Source organism: Streptomyces sp. NRRL S-378, from assembly GCF_000720645.1.
In the GTDB taxonomy this organism is placed as follows: domain Bacteria; phylum Actinomycetota; class Actinomycetes; order Streptomycetales; family Streptomycetaceae; genus Streptomyces.
On record NZ_JOBX01000021.1, the window covers coordinates 1 to 15482 of the forward strand.

The 15482-nt window shown below is 73.9% G+C and carries 12 protein-coding genes; 6 read left to right on the forward strand and 6 right to left on the reverse strand.

Translation table 11 applies throughout. The features are described 5' to 3' along the window. Positions 1-188: 188 nt before the first annotated feature. Positions 189-563, reverse strand: coding sequence for a DUF3499 domain-containing protein (locus IH80_RS0117025; RefSeq protein ID WP_030961363.1), 375 nt, complete (start codon positions 561-563; stop codon positions 189-191). 90 nt (positions 564-653) lie between these two features. Here IH80_RS0117025 and IH80_RS0117030 point away from each other — a divergent pair, with 90 nt between their 5' ends. Then, entirely contained in the window at positions 654-1133 is a 480-nt protein-coding gene (locus IH80_RS0117030; RefSeq protein ID WP_078906579.1) for a metallopeptidase family protein, read from the forward strand. A gap of 27 nt (positions 1134-1160) precedes the next feature. On the opposite strand, the gene IH80_RS0117035 is transcribed toward IH80_RS0117030, so the two are convergent. The 3 genes from IH80_RS0117035 to IH80_RS0117045 form a co-directional block, all read right to left on the reverse strand. Next, positions 1161-2639: a DUF5719 family protein gene (locus tag IH80_RS0117035; RefSeq protein ID WP_030961367.1), complete on the reverse strand. Its 1479-nt coding sequence runs from the start codon at positions 2637-2639 to the stop codon at positions 1161-1163. After that, entirely contained in the window at positions 2636-6289 is a 3654-nt protein-coding gene (locus IH80_RS0117040; RefSeq protein ID WP_030961368.1) for a glycosyltransferase, read from the reverse strand. Before IH80_RS0117040 ends, IH80_RS0117035 begins: the two co-directional genes overlap by 4 nt. A 236-nt stretch (positions 6290-6525) precedes the next feature. After that, positions 6526-6789 carry a WhiB family transcriptional regulator gene (locus IH80_RS0117045; protein WP_003983763.1) on the reverse strand — a complete coding sequence of 88 codons (264 nt, stop codon included), beginning with the start codon at positions 6787-6789 and terminating at the stop codon, positions 6526-6528. Positions 6790-7416: 627 nt separating this feature from the next. On the opposite strand from IH80_RS0117045, the gene IH80_RS0117050 reads away from it, so the two are divergent. From IH80_RS0117050 to IH80_RS0117060, 3 genes are read left to right on the forward strand one after another with little or no spacing between them, the layout of a single operon-like run. Then, positions 7417-7968, forward strand: a complete 552-nt coding sequence (locus tag IH80_RS0117050) for a cysteine dioxygenase (RefSeq protein WP_234432268.1) — start codon at positions 7417-7419, stop codon at positions 7966-7968. A gap of 28 nt (positions 7969-7996) precedes the next feature. After that, on the forward strand, positions 7997-8956 hold the full coding sequence (gene cofD / locus IH80_RS0117055; RefSeq protein ID WP_030961374.1) for a 2-phospho-L-lactate transferase: 960 nt from the start codon (positions 7997-7999) through the stop codon (positions 8954-8956). Then, positions 8953-10251: a coenzyme F420-0:L-glutamate ligase gene (locus IH80_RS0117060; protein WP_030961376.1), complete on the forward strand. Its 1299-nt coding sequence runs from the start codon at positions 8953-8955 to the stop codon at positions 10249-10251. Before cofD ends, IH80_RS0117060 begins: the two co-directional genes overlap by 4 nt. A gap of 51 nt (positions 10252-10302) precedes the next feature. Here IH80_RS0117060 and IH80_RS0117065 read toward each other — a convergent pair whose 3' ends face one another. Both IH80_RS0117065 and IH80_RS0117070 read right to left on the reverse strand, forming a co-directional pair. Then, positions 10303-11301, reverse strand: a complete 999-nt coding sequence (locus tag IH80_RS0117065) for a DNA-3-methyladenine glycosylase family protein (RefSeq protein ID WP_030961377.1) — start codon at positions 11299-11301, stop codon at positions 10303-10305. Positions 11302-11643: 342 nt separating this feature from the next. Next, the gene (locus IH80_RS0117070; RefSeq protein ID WP_030961378.1) at positions 11644-13029 is read right to left on the reverse strand and encodes a peptidoglycan recognition protein; all 1386 of its coding nucleotides are present in this window, start codon (positions 13027-13029) and stop codon (positions 11644-11646) included. Positions 13030-13168: 139 nt separating this feature from the next. On the opposite strand from IH80_RS0117070, the gene IH80_RS0117075 reads away from it, so the two are divergent. Both IH80_RS0117075 and IH80_RS0117080 read left to right on the forward strand, forming a co-directional pair. Then, positions 13169-13918, forward strand: coding sequence for a TIGR03089 family protein (locus tag IH80_RS0117075; protein WP_030961379.1), 750 nt, complete (start codon positions 13169-13171; stop codon positions 13916-13918). A 174-nt stretch (positions 13919-14092) separates the two neighbouring features. Beyond that, complete coding sequence (locus tag IH80_RS0117080) at positions 14093-15346, forward strand: LCP family protein (protein ID WP_030961381.1); 1254 nt, start codon at positions 14093-14095, stop codon at positions 15344-15346. Positions 15347-15482 lie beyond the last annotated feature (136 nt).

Genomic DNA, 15482 nt, shown 5'->3' on the forward strand with positions numbered 1-15482 from the left:
GACCTCGACGAAAGCAGCACCGAACAGCTCCGCCAGCAACTCGTCCCACTCGTCCGGCACAACGCCACGCACGTCATACGCCTTGACGATGTTCGAAAGATCTGCGGCCACTGCCTGCCCTCCTGAGGTTCTGTGCGGTTCGGCAAAACCTACCCTGAACCCGCAGCGACACCGCAGATGACCCGAGGTCAGGATTCCGGCGATCGGAGGACGCGGAGGTGTCCGCGGCGCGTCTCGCCGGTGGACTGGCCGCCCTTGCCGGATCCGCCGGACCCGGGCGCGCGGCCCGGCGGGCGGGCCGCTTCGCGAACGGCGTTGGCCAGGGCTTCGAGGTCGTCGCCGCTGGGACGCGACGGACCGGACCCGTCCGACAGCCGGACGACCTCCCAGCCCCGCGGGGCTGTCAGGCGTTCCGAGTGCTCGGCGCACAGGTCGTAGCAGTGGGGTTCGGCGTATGTGGCGAGCGGGCCGAGAACTGCGGTCGAATCGGCGTAGACGTACGTCAGTGTCGCGACGGCAGGGCGGCCGCACGCGGTGCGCGAACAGCGACGTACAAGGCTCACGACGTTGGACGGTACCGCACTCTTGACCGGGCCGCGACGACTCCACCGCTGCTCGCTCCCCCGTGTCGTGCTCGGAGCTACCCTGCGGGGGTGACGGACAGCCCTCTGCCCCCTTGCCCCGCCGAGCCCCCCGCGGGGGTCCCCGTCGAACCCAGAACGCGTCGGCGGGACCGGCACGGGCGCGGGATGCGCGGTCCGCTGGCCCCTCCGCAGGTGCCCCTGGCGGCGAGCCGGGCGGAGCTGTTCGGGGATCTCGTACGGGACTCCGTCGAACGGCTGGAGCGGCGCTGGCCGCAGCTGTCGGAGGTGGAGTTCCTGGTCGGTGACGTGCCGGGGCCGCCGGGCGGTGCGGACGGCGGCTGGAACGACGAGGCGGTGCCGCTCGGTGCGGTGTCGGAGTCGCGCCAGGGACGGCCTGCCCGGATCGTGGTCTTCCGGCGGCCTGTGGAGATCCGTACGAAGTCGCGCGACGAGAAGGCGATGCTGGTCCACGAGATCGTGGTGGAGCAGGTGGCGGAGCTGCTCGGCCTCACTCCCGAGACGGTGGACCCCCGCTACGGCCAGGACTGATCCGGACGCGGCGGGGGTTCCGTCCCGTCACCTGGTCAGGACGGAGAGGTCCTGCGCGGCCTTGGGCACCGACACCGTGGAGCGGTCGTCGGAGAGGCCCTGGACGGTGAACATCGCGATCCCGTCTTCCGGGAGGGACAGGGTGCGGGCCGCGTGGACCGGGCCGCCCGAGACGGTCTCGACGGTGAGGGCGTAGGAGCCCTTGCCGCCGGCGGGGGCCAGGGCGAGCGTCTGCGTGGTGCCGGCCTTGACCGTGACCTCCTGGGAGGCCGGCTCGCCGCCGCCGGTGCCCGGCGACGCCGTCACCTTGACCTTGGCGTCGGCGCTCGGGGCGGTCAGCGACAGCAGGGTGGTGTTCTGCTCCGGCCGGTTGTCCGCGACGGTCGCCCGGCTCCCGACCGGCCGGGTGGCCGGGATGAAGCCGAGCTCCTGCTTGACGCCGCTGCCGCGGACCACGCGGACCGCCGCGACCAGCGGGGCGGCCTTCTTGGGGTCCTTCGGGGTCAGCACCAGCGAGCCGGGCTCGCCGCGGGTCAGGTCCTTGAGGTCCATGACCGCCGTCATCCCCGCCTTGACGTGCAGTTGCTCGCTGCCGGCCGGGCTGATGGCGCCGCCCGGTCCGGCGAGGCGCAGCTTGAGGTCCGCGTCCTCCTCGCCGGGCACGAAGGCGACCAGCCGTACGGAGGCGGCGTCCGCCGGGATGCCGGGCAGCACCAGTGAGCCTGCCGGGTCGGTGGAGGCGGGCAGCCAGTCGGCGCCCACGTTCTCCTCACCGACCTGGACGGAGGCGCCCACGCGGCCCGCGCGGGTCGTCACGTGGGCGGTGGCGTCGGCGAGCTGGGTGGCCGGGAGGAGGGAGGAGAGCAGGACCGTCTTGGTGGACTTGGCGTCGACCCGGATGTTCTCGCCGGTGCCCGCGTCGGGCTTGGCCACGCCGTCGGGGCCGAAGAGCGTGATGTCGACGACGGCCGCCGCGTCGTCGGGGTTGGTGAGGTGGACGTAGTCCTCGCGGCCCTTGGCGGTACTGACGCCGGGGAACCAGAAGTCGGTGCCGGGCGCGGTGCAGCCGACGCCGAGTACGCCCCGGGCCCGGCCGACCGTGACCTTGGTGGTCAGCTGTGCCGTCCAGCCGGGGGCCAGGACCCCGTCGGCGCTTCCGGTGAGGGCGGGGGCGTCGGCCCCGTTGGCGGTGGCGCCGACGGGCTTGCCGGGCTCCTTGGGCTCCAGGACGGGTTTGGCGTCCTTGGTGGCGCCGAGCAGCCGGGCCGATCCCTTGGCCTCGCCGGAGGGGGCGCCGGGCGTGAACGACGTGTACGTGGTCTCGGCGATGTCCGAGGAGCTGGGGCCGGGGCACACCAGCAGGGACCGCTCCACCGGCATCCGGGCGGACGTCGCCGCCTTGCCGTCGTGTGCCCCGCCCGCGGGCGCGGTGAGGGCGGCCGCGCCGGTGATGGCGGCCAGTGCCGCGGCCACGGCCGCCAGCGTCAGGGGTGCGCGCTGCTTCACTGCTGGGGGCTCCCGTCGGGACGCGGGTCGTGGGGGTGGGCGTCGTGCGGTGGGTACTGCTCGTGGGGCTCGTACGCGTAGGGGTACTGCTGCGGGTCCTGGCCGTGGACCTGCTGGTGCTGCTGCGGGTACGGGGTCCCGTAGGGGGCGCCGCCCTGCTGCTGGTCGTAGCCGGGGTACTGCTCGTAGGCGTACTGCTCCTGATGCGGCTGCTGGGGCTGCTGGGGCTCGTACGCGTAGCCGTCCTGGTCGCCGTACGCCTGGTACGCGTACGACTCCTCGCCGTAGACCGGCTGCGCGGGGATCTGCGCGTACGGGTCGGCGGCGGTGGCGGTCTCCACGGGGCCGGGGGCGGTGTCCGCTTCCGCCCCGGCGCGGAGCCTGCGGGCGCGGCGGCCCTCGCCGGCCTCGCCGGGACCGGGCCCGGAGGCGGGCGCGGCCTCCTCCTCGGGCAGGTCGTCGTCGAGTTCGGCACGCCGGCCGGGCAGGGCCATGACCAGCAGGACCAGGACGAGCAGGCCCTGGGTCCAGTTCCAGACGGTCCGCAGCAGGGAGCCCTCGTGGACGAGGTCGAGGCGGCCTCCGCCGGCGGGGAGTTCGAATCCCTGTGCCCAGCCGTCGAGGGTCTTGGGCTCGAGCGGTTTGCCGTCGACGGTGGCCTGCCAGCCCGCGTCGGCCCGGTCGGCGATGCGCAGGACGCGGCCCGGCTCGCCGGCGGGGATCTTGGCGTGGACCTCCACGGGACCGGCGGCGACCGGGATCGGGGCCTCGCCCTGCTTGGCGGAGACGATGACGGCGCGCGGCAGCCAGGGTTCGACGCCCCACAGCGCGGTGCCGTCCTGCTGGTGGCGGCGGCTCAGGCCGGGGGTGGCGTCGAGGACGCGGCGGATGTCCTCGGGGCCGCCGGGTCGGAACATCACGAAGCGGATGGCGTAGGCGCTGAGCTGGCTGGACTGGTCGGCGCCGGAGCCGGCGACGAGGTTGGAGACGACCTTGTCGAGGCGGGGGTCGTCGCCGGTCCGGGCGGCGATCTCGGCGTCGCCGATGCGGCCGCCGGGGCCGCGGACGAGGCTGTAGGAGACCGTGGCGGGCCCGTCGACGTCGAGGAGCAGGGTGCGGGTCTGGTTGTCGTCGCCGCCGGCGTCGGCGACGAAGGCCGGTACCTGTACCGGGTCGCGGCGCTGGAGCGGGCCGTCGGCGCCGGCGAGCATCCAGGTGGCCGCGGCGATCAGCGGGCCCGCGGCCGCGGCGAGGGCGATGAGCGCGGCCACCGGCTGGCGCCAGCCGAAGTTGCGGGCGGCGACCCGGTGCTTGGCCCCGTCCGCGCCGACCGTGGCGGCCGCGAGGAGGGCGAGTCCGTACACGAGGGTGGCGGGTCCGGCCCAGGCGGTCCGGTTGGCGAGGACCGCGAGGAGGAGGGCGGCCAGGGCGGTGGCCCAGGCGGCACGGACGGCGAACTGCCGGTCGGCGCGGAGCAGGGCGGCCAGGGCGGCGAGGACGATGCCGACGAGGATCAGGCGGGCGCTGGTGCCGGGACCGCCGGGGCTGATGCCGAGCAGGTCGGGCGCGCCCGCGGAGCCGGCTCCGAAGGGCAGTCCGGCCTCCTGGAGGAAGCGGCCGGGGTGGGTGAGCAGGCCCAGCGACCAGGGGGCGAGGACGAGGAGGGGCACGGCGAGGACGGCGAGCAGCCGCAGCCCGTACGTCTTCCACTGCGCGCGGCGCAGGACGAGCGCGGCGGCGCCGAGGAGGACGGCGAGCGGCCAGAGGACCGGGGTGAAGGCGGTGGCCAGGGTCAGCAGCAGCGTGCACGTCCACACCGCGCGCCAGCCGCCGCGCTGTTCGGTGGTGCTCCCGAGCTCGCCGAGGCCGAAGGCGGCGACGGCGGAGCGGGCGATGAGGGGGAGCACGACGGCGAGGACGGCGGTGCCGAGGCGGCCGCCGGCGAGGGCACCGGTGACCGCGGGGAGGAAGGCGTAGGCGGTGGCGGCCCAGGCGCGCAGCAGCCGGGATTCGACGAGTGGGCGGGAGGCGAAGTAGGCGGTGAGGCCGGCCAGCGGGACGGATCCGACGAGCAGGAGGGTCAGGGCGGCCTGGGTGGAGCCGAACAGCAGGGTGGAGAGGGCGCCGAGGGCGGCCAGGTAGGGCGGTGCGGCGGCGGTGGAGCCGGTGCCGACGGGGTGCCAGCTGTCGGTGTGGACGCTCCAGAGGTCGAGGCCGCCGGCGGGGGCGGGCAGCAGGGCGCCGCCCATGAGGGAGCCGCCGCCGATCAGGGCGCGGCAGGCGGCGAGGGAGACCAGAAGGAGGAGTCCGAAGAGGAAGGGTGCGGGGTTGCGCGCGATCCGCTTGAGGCGTGCGAAGCGCTCGGTCTCCTGGTAGTCGCCGTCCTCGGCGGGTGCGGTCAGGATGCTGCCTCCGCCGTGCCGGCCGGCGGGGGCGGAGTCGGTGTGGCGGTCGCCGCCGAAGTAGCCGGCGAGCTGGTCGGCGTTGGCCCGCAGGGAGGCTCCCGGCGGGGGGAAGAGCCGGCGCAGTTCGGAGGCGGGGACGGCGGGGCGGCGGCGGGCCCTGCGGGCGCCGAGGAGGCGGCCGGGTCGCAGCAGGGTGGCGAGGAGGCCGGTGATCTCGTCGACGGCCTGGCCGGGGGCCTTGCCGATGAGGTAGGCGAGGGTGCGCAGCACGGTGCCGAGGAGGACGCGCAGCAGTACGTAGGGCAGGGCGCGGCCGGAGCTGTTGGCGAGGATCGTGTAGACGGCGCCGGCCTTGTCGACGCGGTGCGGGCTCGCGGTGGTGCGGCCGGCGCAGTCGACGGTGCGGCGTTCGCGGGCGGAGGCCTCGGCGTGGCGCATGACGGCGTCGGGGGCGACGAGGACGGTGTGGCCGGCGCTCTGGGCACGCCAGCACAGGTCGACGTCGTCGCGCATGAGGGGCAGGCGCCGGTCGAAGCCGCCGAGGTCGTCGTAGACGTCGCGGCGCACGAGCATGCCGGCGGTGGAGACGGACAGGACGGGGCGGACCTGGTCGTGCTGGCCCTGGTCCTGTTCGCGGCGGTCGAGGCCGGTCCAGCGGCGGCCGCTGCGGGCGATGGTGACGCCGGCTTCGAGGAGCTGCTTCTTGTCGTACCAGCCGCGGAGCTTGGGACCGATGATCGCGGCGTCGGGGTTCTCGTCGGCGACGCGGAGCAGTTCGGCGAGGGCGTCCGGTTCGGGGGCGCTGTCGTCGTGGAGCAGCCAGAGCCACTGGACGGGTTCGCCGTGGGGGAGGTCGGGGAGGTCGTAGGCGTCGTCGCGCCAGGTGCGGCTGACGGGGTCCCAGCCGCTGGGGCGCTTGAGGTACGGGAGGTCCTCGGGGGTGAGGGTGCCGGCGGTGCGGGCGGCTTCGTCGACGGCGGTGCCGAATCCGGTGCGGCGGGCGAGGTGCAGGACGTGGTCGTCGCCGAGGGCGTCGGTGAGCAGCCGTGCGGACTCGTCGGCGCTGCCGGTGTCGGCGGCGACGTGGTTCTGCGCGGGGCGTTCCTGGCCGAGGAGGCCGGCGAGCGTCCGGGGCAGCCAGCGGGCGCCGTCGTGGGCGACGAGGACCGCGGTGACGACGTGCCGGGGGAACTCGGGTGTGACGGGGGCCTGGTGGGAGGCCGTCGTCTGGCTGTGCAGGGACATCGCGGTACGGGCCCTCCGGCCGGGGGTCCGGGGGTGGTGTGCCCTCGGAGGCTGCTGGACAGCGCCTTACCCTAACGGCTGCCAAAGCAGCGGTCCGCCTCCTGCGGGGAAGGTGCAGGAGGCGGACCGTGTGTGGTGCTCTGTGTTCGGCTGTGCGTCGTGGTCGACGCCTTGCGCGGATATTCGGATATGTCGTGCGGGGTGCTGCGGGTGCCGCGGGTGGTGCTCCGGCGGTGTCAGACGGCTGCCTTTTTCAGGCGGCGGCGTTCGCGCTCGGACAGGCCGCCCCAGATGCCGAATCGCTCGTCGTTGGCGAGGGCGTACTCGAGGCATTCGGAGCGGACCTCACAGGCGAGGCAGACCTTCTTGGCCTCGCGGGTGGAGCCGCCCTTCTCGGGAAAGAAGGATTCGGGGTCGGTCTGGGCGCACAGAGCGCGCTCCTGCCATCCGAGCTCCTCGTCCGCTTCCTCGACCAGCAGTTCCTGAAACAGCTCGGTCATGTGCGCCCCTCGCTCTGTTGGTGCGTCCCCGTGGTCACGTCGTCACTCATAGCTACGTAACGACACGAGTGAAATTACAAGTGCGTGGCTCCGGGGCAGTCAAGCCGAGATCTGCTATTGGGCCCCTTATTCACTCTGCGGAACCAAGCCTATGCAGAAAGTGTTCATATCGCCAAAAATCGTGACACATGCCATCGACGTCACGAGATGTCACCTTCACCCGCTATCCACGCGTGCCCCGGAAACGGGGTTGCGATCACCCCGGAAGAGCGGCGTAGATCACATTCAGGTCACGACATGGCTGAATCGGTTTGAGTCCCGACGCAGCGCCACCTCCCCTGCCACGGACTGCACAAACCTTTCTCCGCACACGGTAACCGGATGAGGTGAAACTTTTACCCCAAACCGGACATTGGGTTGACAGCCGGACCCCGGACCCGTTCTCCTTGTTCGCATGTCAGCGCCTGCAGCCACCACCCGGACCCCCATTCGTGGGTTCCTGTGCGCTGCCCAGGTTCGCTGTTGCTGTTGCTGCTGTTGATGCCCGTGGAGCCTCGGCTCCCCAGAGCTCCGGCCCCACCCCACAGCGACCGCCAGCACGACTGACATCCGTCGAGGTACACCCCGATGAACAGCACCACCAACGCCGCCGCCGCACCCGCCGCCGTCCCCGCGACCGCAGCCGCGACCGTCGAGAGCGACCTCCAGATCGCCGGCGACATCCTCGCCGTCCAGCACCTCCTCCAGCCCGCCCGCGAACACCCGGCCACCGTCGCCGAGTTCGTCGGCCTGGCCCGCTCCATCGCCGAGGACCGCGCCTCCTGGGAGCACCTCGTCCAGTACGACGCCACCACCCGCTGGTACCACCGGCTGCGCACCGGCCCCGGCTACGAGGTCTGGCTGCTCAGCTGGGTACCCGGCCAGGGCAGCGGCCTGCACGACCACGGAGCCTCCTCCGGCGTCCTGACCGTTCTGGAGGGCGAGCTCACCGAGCACACCTCCCGCGGACGCCTCACCCACCGCGCCGGCGGCCAGCGGGTCTTCGCCCCCGGCTACGCCCACGAGGTCGTCAACGACACCCTCGAAGGCGCGGTCAGCCTGCACGTCTACTTCCCCGGACTGACCGAGATGCCGATGCACAGCTGCTCCCCGGCCGAATCCGAGTCCGTCCCCGCCTGACCTCCGCCCGCCTGCGACACTTCGGTGCATGCGCATTGTTGTTCTGGCCGGCGGTATAGGCGGCGCCCGCTTCCTTCGCGGACTCAAGTCGGCGGTGCCCGACGCGGACATCACCGTCATCGGCAACACCGGTGACGACATCCACCTCTTCGGGCTCAAGGTCTGCCCCGACCTGGACACGGTGATGTACACCCTCGGCGGTGGCATCAACGAGGACCAGGGCTGGGGCCGCACCGACGAGTCCTTCACCGTCAAGGAGGAACTCGCCGCCTACGGGGTCGGACCCACCTGGTTCGGCCTCGGCGACCGCGACTTCGCCACCCACATCGTCCGCACGCAGATGCTCGGCGCCGGCTACCCGCTCAGCGCCGTCACCGAGGCCCTCTGCGACCGCTGGCAGCCCGGCGTCCGGCTGCTGCCCATGTCCGACGACCGGGTCGAGACCCACGTCGCGATCACCGAGGCCGGAACCGGCGAGCGCCGGGTCATCCACTTCCAGGAGTACTGGGTCCGGCTGCGCGCCTCGGTGGACGCGGAGGCCGTCGTACCCGTGGGGGCCGAACAGGCCAAGCCCGCGCCCGGCGTGCTGGAGGCCATCGCCGCTGCCGACGTGATCGTCCTCCCGCCGTCCAACCCGGTGGTGTCGGTCGGCACGATCCTCGCCGTGCCCGGCATCCGGGACGCCGTGGCCGCCGCCGACGCCCCCGTCGTGGGCCTGTCCCCCATCGTCGGCGGTGCGCCGGTGCGCGGGATGGCCGACAAGGTGCTCGCCGCGGTGGGCGTCGAGTCCACGGCCGCCGCGGTCGCCCTGCACTACGGGACCGGACTGCTCGACGGCTGGCTGGTCGACACCTCCGACGCGGACGCCGTCGCCGAGGTGGAGGCCGCCGGGATCACCTGCCGTGCGGTGCCGCTGATGATGACCGACCTGGAGGCCACCGCCGAGATGGCCCGGGCCGCGCTGGAGCTGGCGGAGGCCTCTCGGTGACGGCGGCGCCCTCGTACGAGGTGCGGGCCGTCGACGGGATACCGGAGGTCAGGCCGGGCGACGACCTGGCGAAGGTGATCACGGCGGCCGCCCCCGATCTGCGCGACGGTGACGTCCTGCTCGTCACCTCGAAGATCGTCTCCAAGGCCGAGGGCCGGATCGTGCGGGCGGACTCGCGCGAGGCCGCCATCGACGCGGAGACCGTACGGGTGGTCGCGCGCCGGGGACCCCTGCGGATCGTCGAGAACCGGCAGGGCCTGGTGATGGCCGCGGCCGGCGTGGACGCCTCCAACACCGCCCCCGGCACGGTCCTGTTGCTCCCGGAGGACCCGGACGCCTCGGCTGCGGCGATCCGAACCGGGGTGCGCGACGCGCTCTCCGTGGACGTGGGCGTGGTCGTCACGGACACCTTCGGGCGGCCGTGGCGCAACGGGTTGACGGACGTGGCCATCGGCTCCGCCGGGGTGCGGGTCCTGGACGACCTGCGCGGCGGCACCGACGCCCACGGCAATCCGCTGAGCGCGACGGTGGTGGCGACGGCGGACGAGCTCGCCGCCGCCGGCGACCTGGTCAAGGGCAAGGCGGCCGGCCTGCCGGTGGCCGTCGTACGGGGACTGGCGCACGTCCTGGGGGAGGGCGCCTCGGCGCGGGACCTGGTGCGGGCGCCGGCCGACGACATGTTCCGGCTGGGGACCTCGGAGGCGGTCCGGGAGGCCGTCACCCAGCGCCGGACCGTACGGGCCTTCACGGCGGAGCCGGTGGACCCGGGCGCGGTGCGGCGGGCGGTGGCCGCGGCCGTGACGGCCCCGGCCCCGCACCACACGACGCCGTGGCGGTTCGTGCTGCTGGAGTCCGAGGCCTCGCGGGTGCGGCTGCTGGACGCGATGCGGGACGCGTGGATCGCGGACCTGCGGTCGGACGGCAAGTCCGAGGAGTCCATCGCCAAGCGGGTACGGCGCGGGGACGTGCTGCGGGCCGCCCCGTACCTGGTGGTGCCGTGTCTGGTGACGGACGGGGCGCACCACTACGGACACGCCCGGCGGGACGCCGCGGAGCGGGAGATGTTCGTGGTGGCCATGGGTGCGGGGGTGCAGAACCTGCTCGTCGCACTGGCCGGTGAGCGGCTGGGGTCGGCGTGGGTGTCCTCGACCATGTTCTGCCGGGACGTGGTGCGGGAGGTGCTGGACCTGCCGTCGGACTGGGACCCGATGGGGACGGTGGCCGTCGGCCACCCGGCGGCGGCCCCGCCGCAGCGGCCGGGACGTTCGCCGGAGGACTTCATAGAGGTCCGCTGACGGGCTGCCTGCGGCGAGCCCTGCGGGCCGGGGCGCCCGGCCGGGGCGGGCCTAGAAGCGGCCGATGTCGCTGCGGTACATGCGCGGGGCGCGGCGGGGCGGGGTGCGGCCGGCGAGGAGGATCAGGCGGGCCGCGCGGTGGCGCTGGCCCTCGTACGGGGCGAGGAGCTCCAGCATCGCGGCGTCGTCGGCGTCGCGGTCGTCCGCGAGGGCGTAGCCGATGATCCCGGGCAGGTGCAGGTCACCCGTGGTGACGGCGTCGGGATGGCCGTTGCTGCGCTGGAGGGTCTCGGCGGAGGTCCACGGGCCGACGCCGGGGACGGCCTCCAGGCGACGCACGGCCTCGGGCAGGTCCATGGTTGCGGCCTCCTCCAGGCGGTTCGCGACGCGGACGGCCCGGACGATGGTGTCGGAGCGCTTGGCGTCGACCCCGGCCCGGTGCCAGTCCCAGGACGGGATCAGCGCCCAGGTGCGGGGGTCGGGCATGACGTACAGGTCCTGCCCGTGCGGGCCGGGTGCGGGCTCGCCGTACTGCCGCACCAGGCGCCGCCATGCGCGGTAGGCCTCGTCGGCGGTGACCTTCTGCTCCAGGACCGTGGGGATCAGGGACTCCAGCACCAGGCCGGTGCGGGTCAGGCGCAGGCCGGGGCGGCGGCGGTGGCTGGCGTGCACGAGGCGGTGGCGGGGGACGAAGACCGCCGGGTCGTCGCCCGCGCCGAGGAGGACGGGCAGGCGGTCGAGGAGCCATGCGGCGCCGGCGCCCCAGGCCTCGGCGTCGATGTCCGTCCCGGCCCGGGAGACGCGGAGGGTGGCGGGCCCGTCGGGGGTCCGGGTGGCGCGCCAGACGGAGCCGTCGGGCGTGGTGCGGAAGGTGGGGTCGCCGGGGCCGCGGCGGAGCGGGCCGAGGGTGAGGCCGAGGTCGACCGGGCCGTCGGGGGTCCAACGGCGTGCCGCTCCCCCGCCGCCGACGCCGCTCCCCCGCCCCGGCGGCACGGCGGTGCGCCCGCCGCGCACGGCGGTGCGGTTGAGGGGTTCGAAACGGCCGGCCATGGATCGAGCGTAGCCCGCCCCGGAACCCGAGCCCGCGCCTGCGCCTGCGCCTGCACGAAGACCCGGCTCTGGCCGGCGGCCGAACCACGGGGCGAGCATCGGCCCCCGTCGAAGGCCGCAGGCCCGTAGCCGCGCGGTGCGGGGCTGCTGCAGCCCCGCGGAGGCCGGCCCAATGAGGCCGCCGCCCCAGGGCCGCAGGCCGGGGGGAGGCACCGCGAGGCGGAGGGGTGCCCGGGTACGCCGCCCCAGGGCCGCAGGGCCGGGGGGAGGCACCGCGAGGCGGAGGGGCGGCCGGGTACCGGACGTACTCGGGCGCCCCGACAACGAACGCCGCAGGCCCGCCTACGGGCGGCCCTGGAGTCTCGCCGAGGAGGTGCGGGTCGTGGGGAGCTTGCCGTACAGCTTCTTGCCGGGGCATTCCGTCGCGAAGCCGTCCCGGTGACCCGAGATGACGTTCATCGAGACGTTCCTGCCCTTCGGGTAGCGGTTGCCGCCGCCCGACTTCAGGGTGGTCTTGGCGCGCGGGTCCCGGCCGAAGAGGCCGAGCTTCCAGGCCGTGAGGCGGGCGACCGCGTCGACGGCGGCGGCCGGGGGTGCGGACGAGGTGAAGGTGCCGAGCACCGCCACGCCCATGCTGTCCGTGTTGAAGCCCATGGTGTGCGCGCCGAGGACCGGCTTGGAGACGCCGCCCGCGCGGCCCTCGTAGACCGTGCCGCACTTGTCGACGGCGAAGTTGTAGCCGAAGTCGCGCCAGCCGCTGCTGACCACGTGGTAGCGGTACAGGCTGCGCAGGACCGCCGGGGCGTCCTTGCAGGCGTAGTTGTTGCCGGAGGCGCTGTGGTGGACGAACGCCGCCTTCACGGTGTTCGTGTAGGCGAAGGCCTTCTCCCGCAGGGACTCGTCCGCGCCCCACCCCTTGCGGGTGACGATCCGCGGGCGCGGGCCGATGTACGGGGCGGCCGCCGCGGTCAGTTCGCCGTCGCTGGCGAAGACGGCGTCGGCGGTGGAGTCGGCCTTGTTCAGTTCGGTGATCTCGTTCGCGCCGAGCGGGGCGTGCGGCACGTTGACCGCGGAGGCCTCGGCCATCGCCATCGTCAGGCCGGGCGCGACCAGGTCGCCCTTGTCGTCGGCCGGGCCGCTGTTCTTGCCGTCGCCGGCCCCGGGGAGCGTGGCCGCGCCCGGGTCGACGAGTTCGATGCGCATGCCCGACGGCAGCCGGGAGCCCGCGCGGGTGGCCGGGGCGTCCCGTTCCGCCTCGACGCGGACCTCCACGCCGTCGGACTCGCCGACCCACAGCGGGGCGGTGGCGCCGCGGACCCGGCCGGAGTCGCGCTCCGCCGCGTCGGGGTCGGCCGCGTGCTCGCTGTTGTGGACCTCGACGTCCTGCCAGTCGGACCAGGTGGCGGTCCGGACGGAGCGGGTACGGACCTGGACGCGGCCGTTGAGCTGGGTGGTGACGTCGTCCCAGACGACGCCGACCATCGAGAACGTCTTGACCTCACGGGCGGCCAGGCCCTGCGTCTCGGGGCCGCGGGCCGAGGCGCTCATTCCGGGGACGCCGGGCGTGCGGTCCACCGCGGGTCCCATGGGGACGAGCGGCAGCGACTGGGTGGACCCGGCCGGGGTCACGGGGACGGTTTCGGCGAGTGCTGGAGTCGGGAGCGCGAGGGGCAGGGCCAGTACGGCGGCCGTCGCGACGCCGATCGAGGAAGCAAGGAATCCACGCATGAAAAGGATGGTGGGCACGCTCCCCACGGGGCGCCATCCGAGATCTGATGCTCCGTCCGCTCCGCCGCGGATACCCCTCCCCCGTACGGAGGAGCCGCGAACCCCCGTACGGGGGAGGGCCCCGCGTACCCTGTGCCGGGTGAACGCCATTGACCGCACCCCTGCCGACCTGCTGCGATCCGCGCTCGCCGCCGATCCGGGCCGCCCGCTCGTCACCTTCTACGACGACGCCACCGGCGAACGCGTCGAATTGTCCGTCGCGACCTTCGCCAATTGGGTGGCCAAGACCGCGAACCTGCTCCAGGGCGACCTGGGGGCCGAGCCCGGGGACCGGCTCGCGCTGCTGCTCCCCGCGCACTGGCAGAGCGCCGTGTGGCTGCTCGCCTGCGACTCGGTCGGGGTCGTGGCCTGGGTAGGCGGGGACCCGGGTGACGCCGATCTCGTGGTCAGCGGTCCGGACACGCTGGAGGAGGCGCTGGAGTGCGGCGGCGAGCGGGTGGCGCTCGCCCTGCGGCCGCTGGGCGGGCGCTTCCCCCAGCCCCCGGCCGGGTTCGCGGACTACGCGGTGGAGGTGCCGGGGCAGGGCGACCGCTTCGCCCCCTTCGTCCCGGTCGATCCCGCCGGTCCCGCGCTGGTCGTCGGCGGTGCGGAGTTCTCGCACGCGGCTCTGGTCGACCGGGCCCGCGAGGACGCGGCGAAGCTCGGGCTGGGCGAGGGCTCGCGGGTGCTGACCGGGCTGGGCTACGACACCTGGGAGGGCCTGTCCGCGGGGCTGTACGCCGCACTGGCCGCGGGGGCCTCCGTGGTGCTCTGCCGGAACCTGGACCGGCTCTCCGCCGAGGCGCTGGCCCAGCGGACCGAGAGCGAGCGCGTCACCCACACGGTTTGAAACCGGGGCGCGGCCCGTCACCCGGACTGATCAACCTCGGGAACGGCCTATCTGTCACCCGCATGGCCCTAGACACGACCCCGCCCCCGGGCTGCCGCGACGCCCCGGGGGCAGGATCGGCAGTGGCCGTGCTCACCCGTGCGGCTGCTCGCAGCGGCGAGGGGACGCACGCCAGTGACGGACAGCGCAGGCATACCGGGCGGCACCGATGCGGCCGGAGGCGGACCACGGCCTCCGCGGAACCGCAGGCGCCGGCTGCTGCGCTGGATCGGCCTCGGGCTGACCCTGCTGGTGCTGGCGGGGGCGGCCACCGGCTGGTGGCTCTACAACAAGCTCGACGGGAACATCACCGAGGACACCTCGGCCGCGGCCGAGCTGGAGCGCTACGAGCGCGAGCGCCCGGCGTCCCTGGCCACGGGCGCCCAGAACATCCTGCTGATCGGCTCCGACTCGCGCTCGGGCCGGGGCAACTCCCGGTACGGGCGGGACAAGGGCACCCAGCGCTCCGACACGACGATCCTGCTGCACCTGCCGCAGGACCGCGGGAGCGCGACGGCGGTGTCGATACCCCGGGACCTGATGACGGAGATCCCCTCCTGCCTGCAGCCGGACGGGAGCCGCACGCGCGTCTCCTTCGCGCAGTTCAACTGGGCGTTCGAGTGGGGCGGGGCCGCCTGCACGATCCGGACCGTGGAGAAGCTCACGGGCATCCGGATCGACCACCACATGGTCATCGACTTCCGCGGGTTCAAGCGGATGGTCGACGCCGTGGGCGGGGTGGAGGTGTGCCTCAAGGAGCCGGTCGACGACGTACAGGCGAAGCTGAGGCTGCCGGCCGGCCGGCAGACCCTCCGGGGCGAGCAGGCACTGGGGTTCGTCCGCGCCCGGCACAGCCTGGGCAACGGCAGCGACACCGAACGGATGGACCGCCAGCAGCACTTCCTCGGCTCGCTCGTCAAGAAGGTGCAGAGCAACGGCGTTCTGCTGAACCCGGCGCGGCTGTACCCGCTGCTGGACGCGGCGACCTCCTCGGTGACCACCGACCCCGGACTGGCCTCGCTGCGGAACATGTACGAACTCGTACGGGGCGTACGGGGCATACCGACCGATCGCATCACGTTCCTGACCGTGCCGCGCCGGCCGTACGCCCCCAACCCCAACCGGGACGAGCTGGTGGAACCGGACGCGACACGGCTGTTCCGGCAGTTGCGGGAGGACGAACCGGTGACGGTGACTCCGCCGCAGCCGAAGGCGTCGGCACGAGCGTCGGCGCAGGCCACGGCCCCGGCGACCGCCACGCCGACTCCAGCCGCGACCGCCTCCGGCGGGCGTTCGGAAGAGAATTCGACCGGCGAGGGAACCTCGCCCCCCTCCGCACCCATCCCTACCTTCACAGGAACGACCGCAGAGAACACCGGGTGCCGGTAAAGCAATCCCAAAAGCCGGTGACCGAACCGAGTGGGATGGGCAGTTCGCCCCGTTATAAGGGGAGTGGAATTTGTCACCACCATGGTTTGCGGCCGAACAGGACGGATAAGGTGAGCGATCCGGTGCCCGGCCGGAC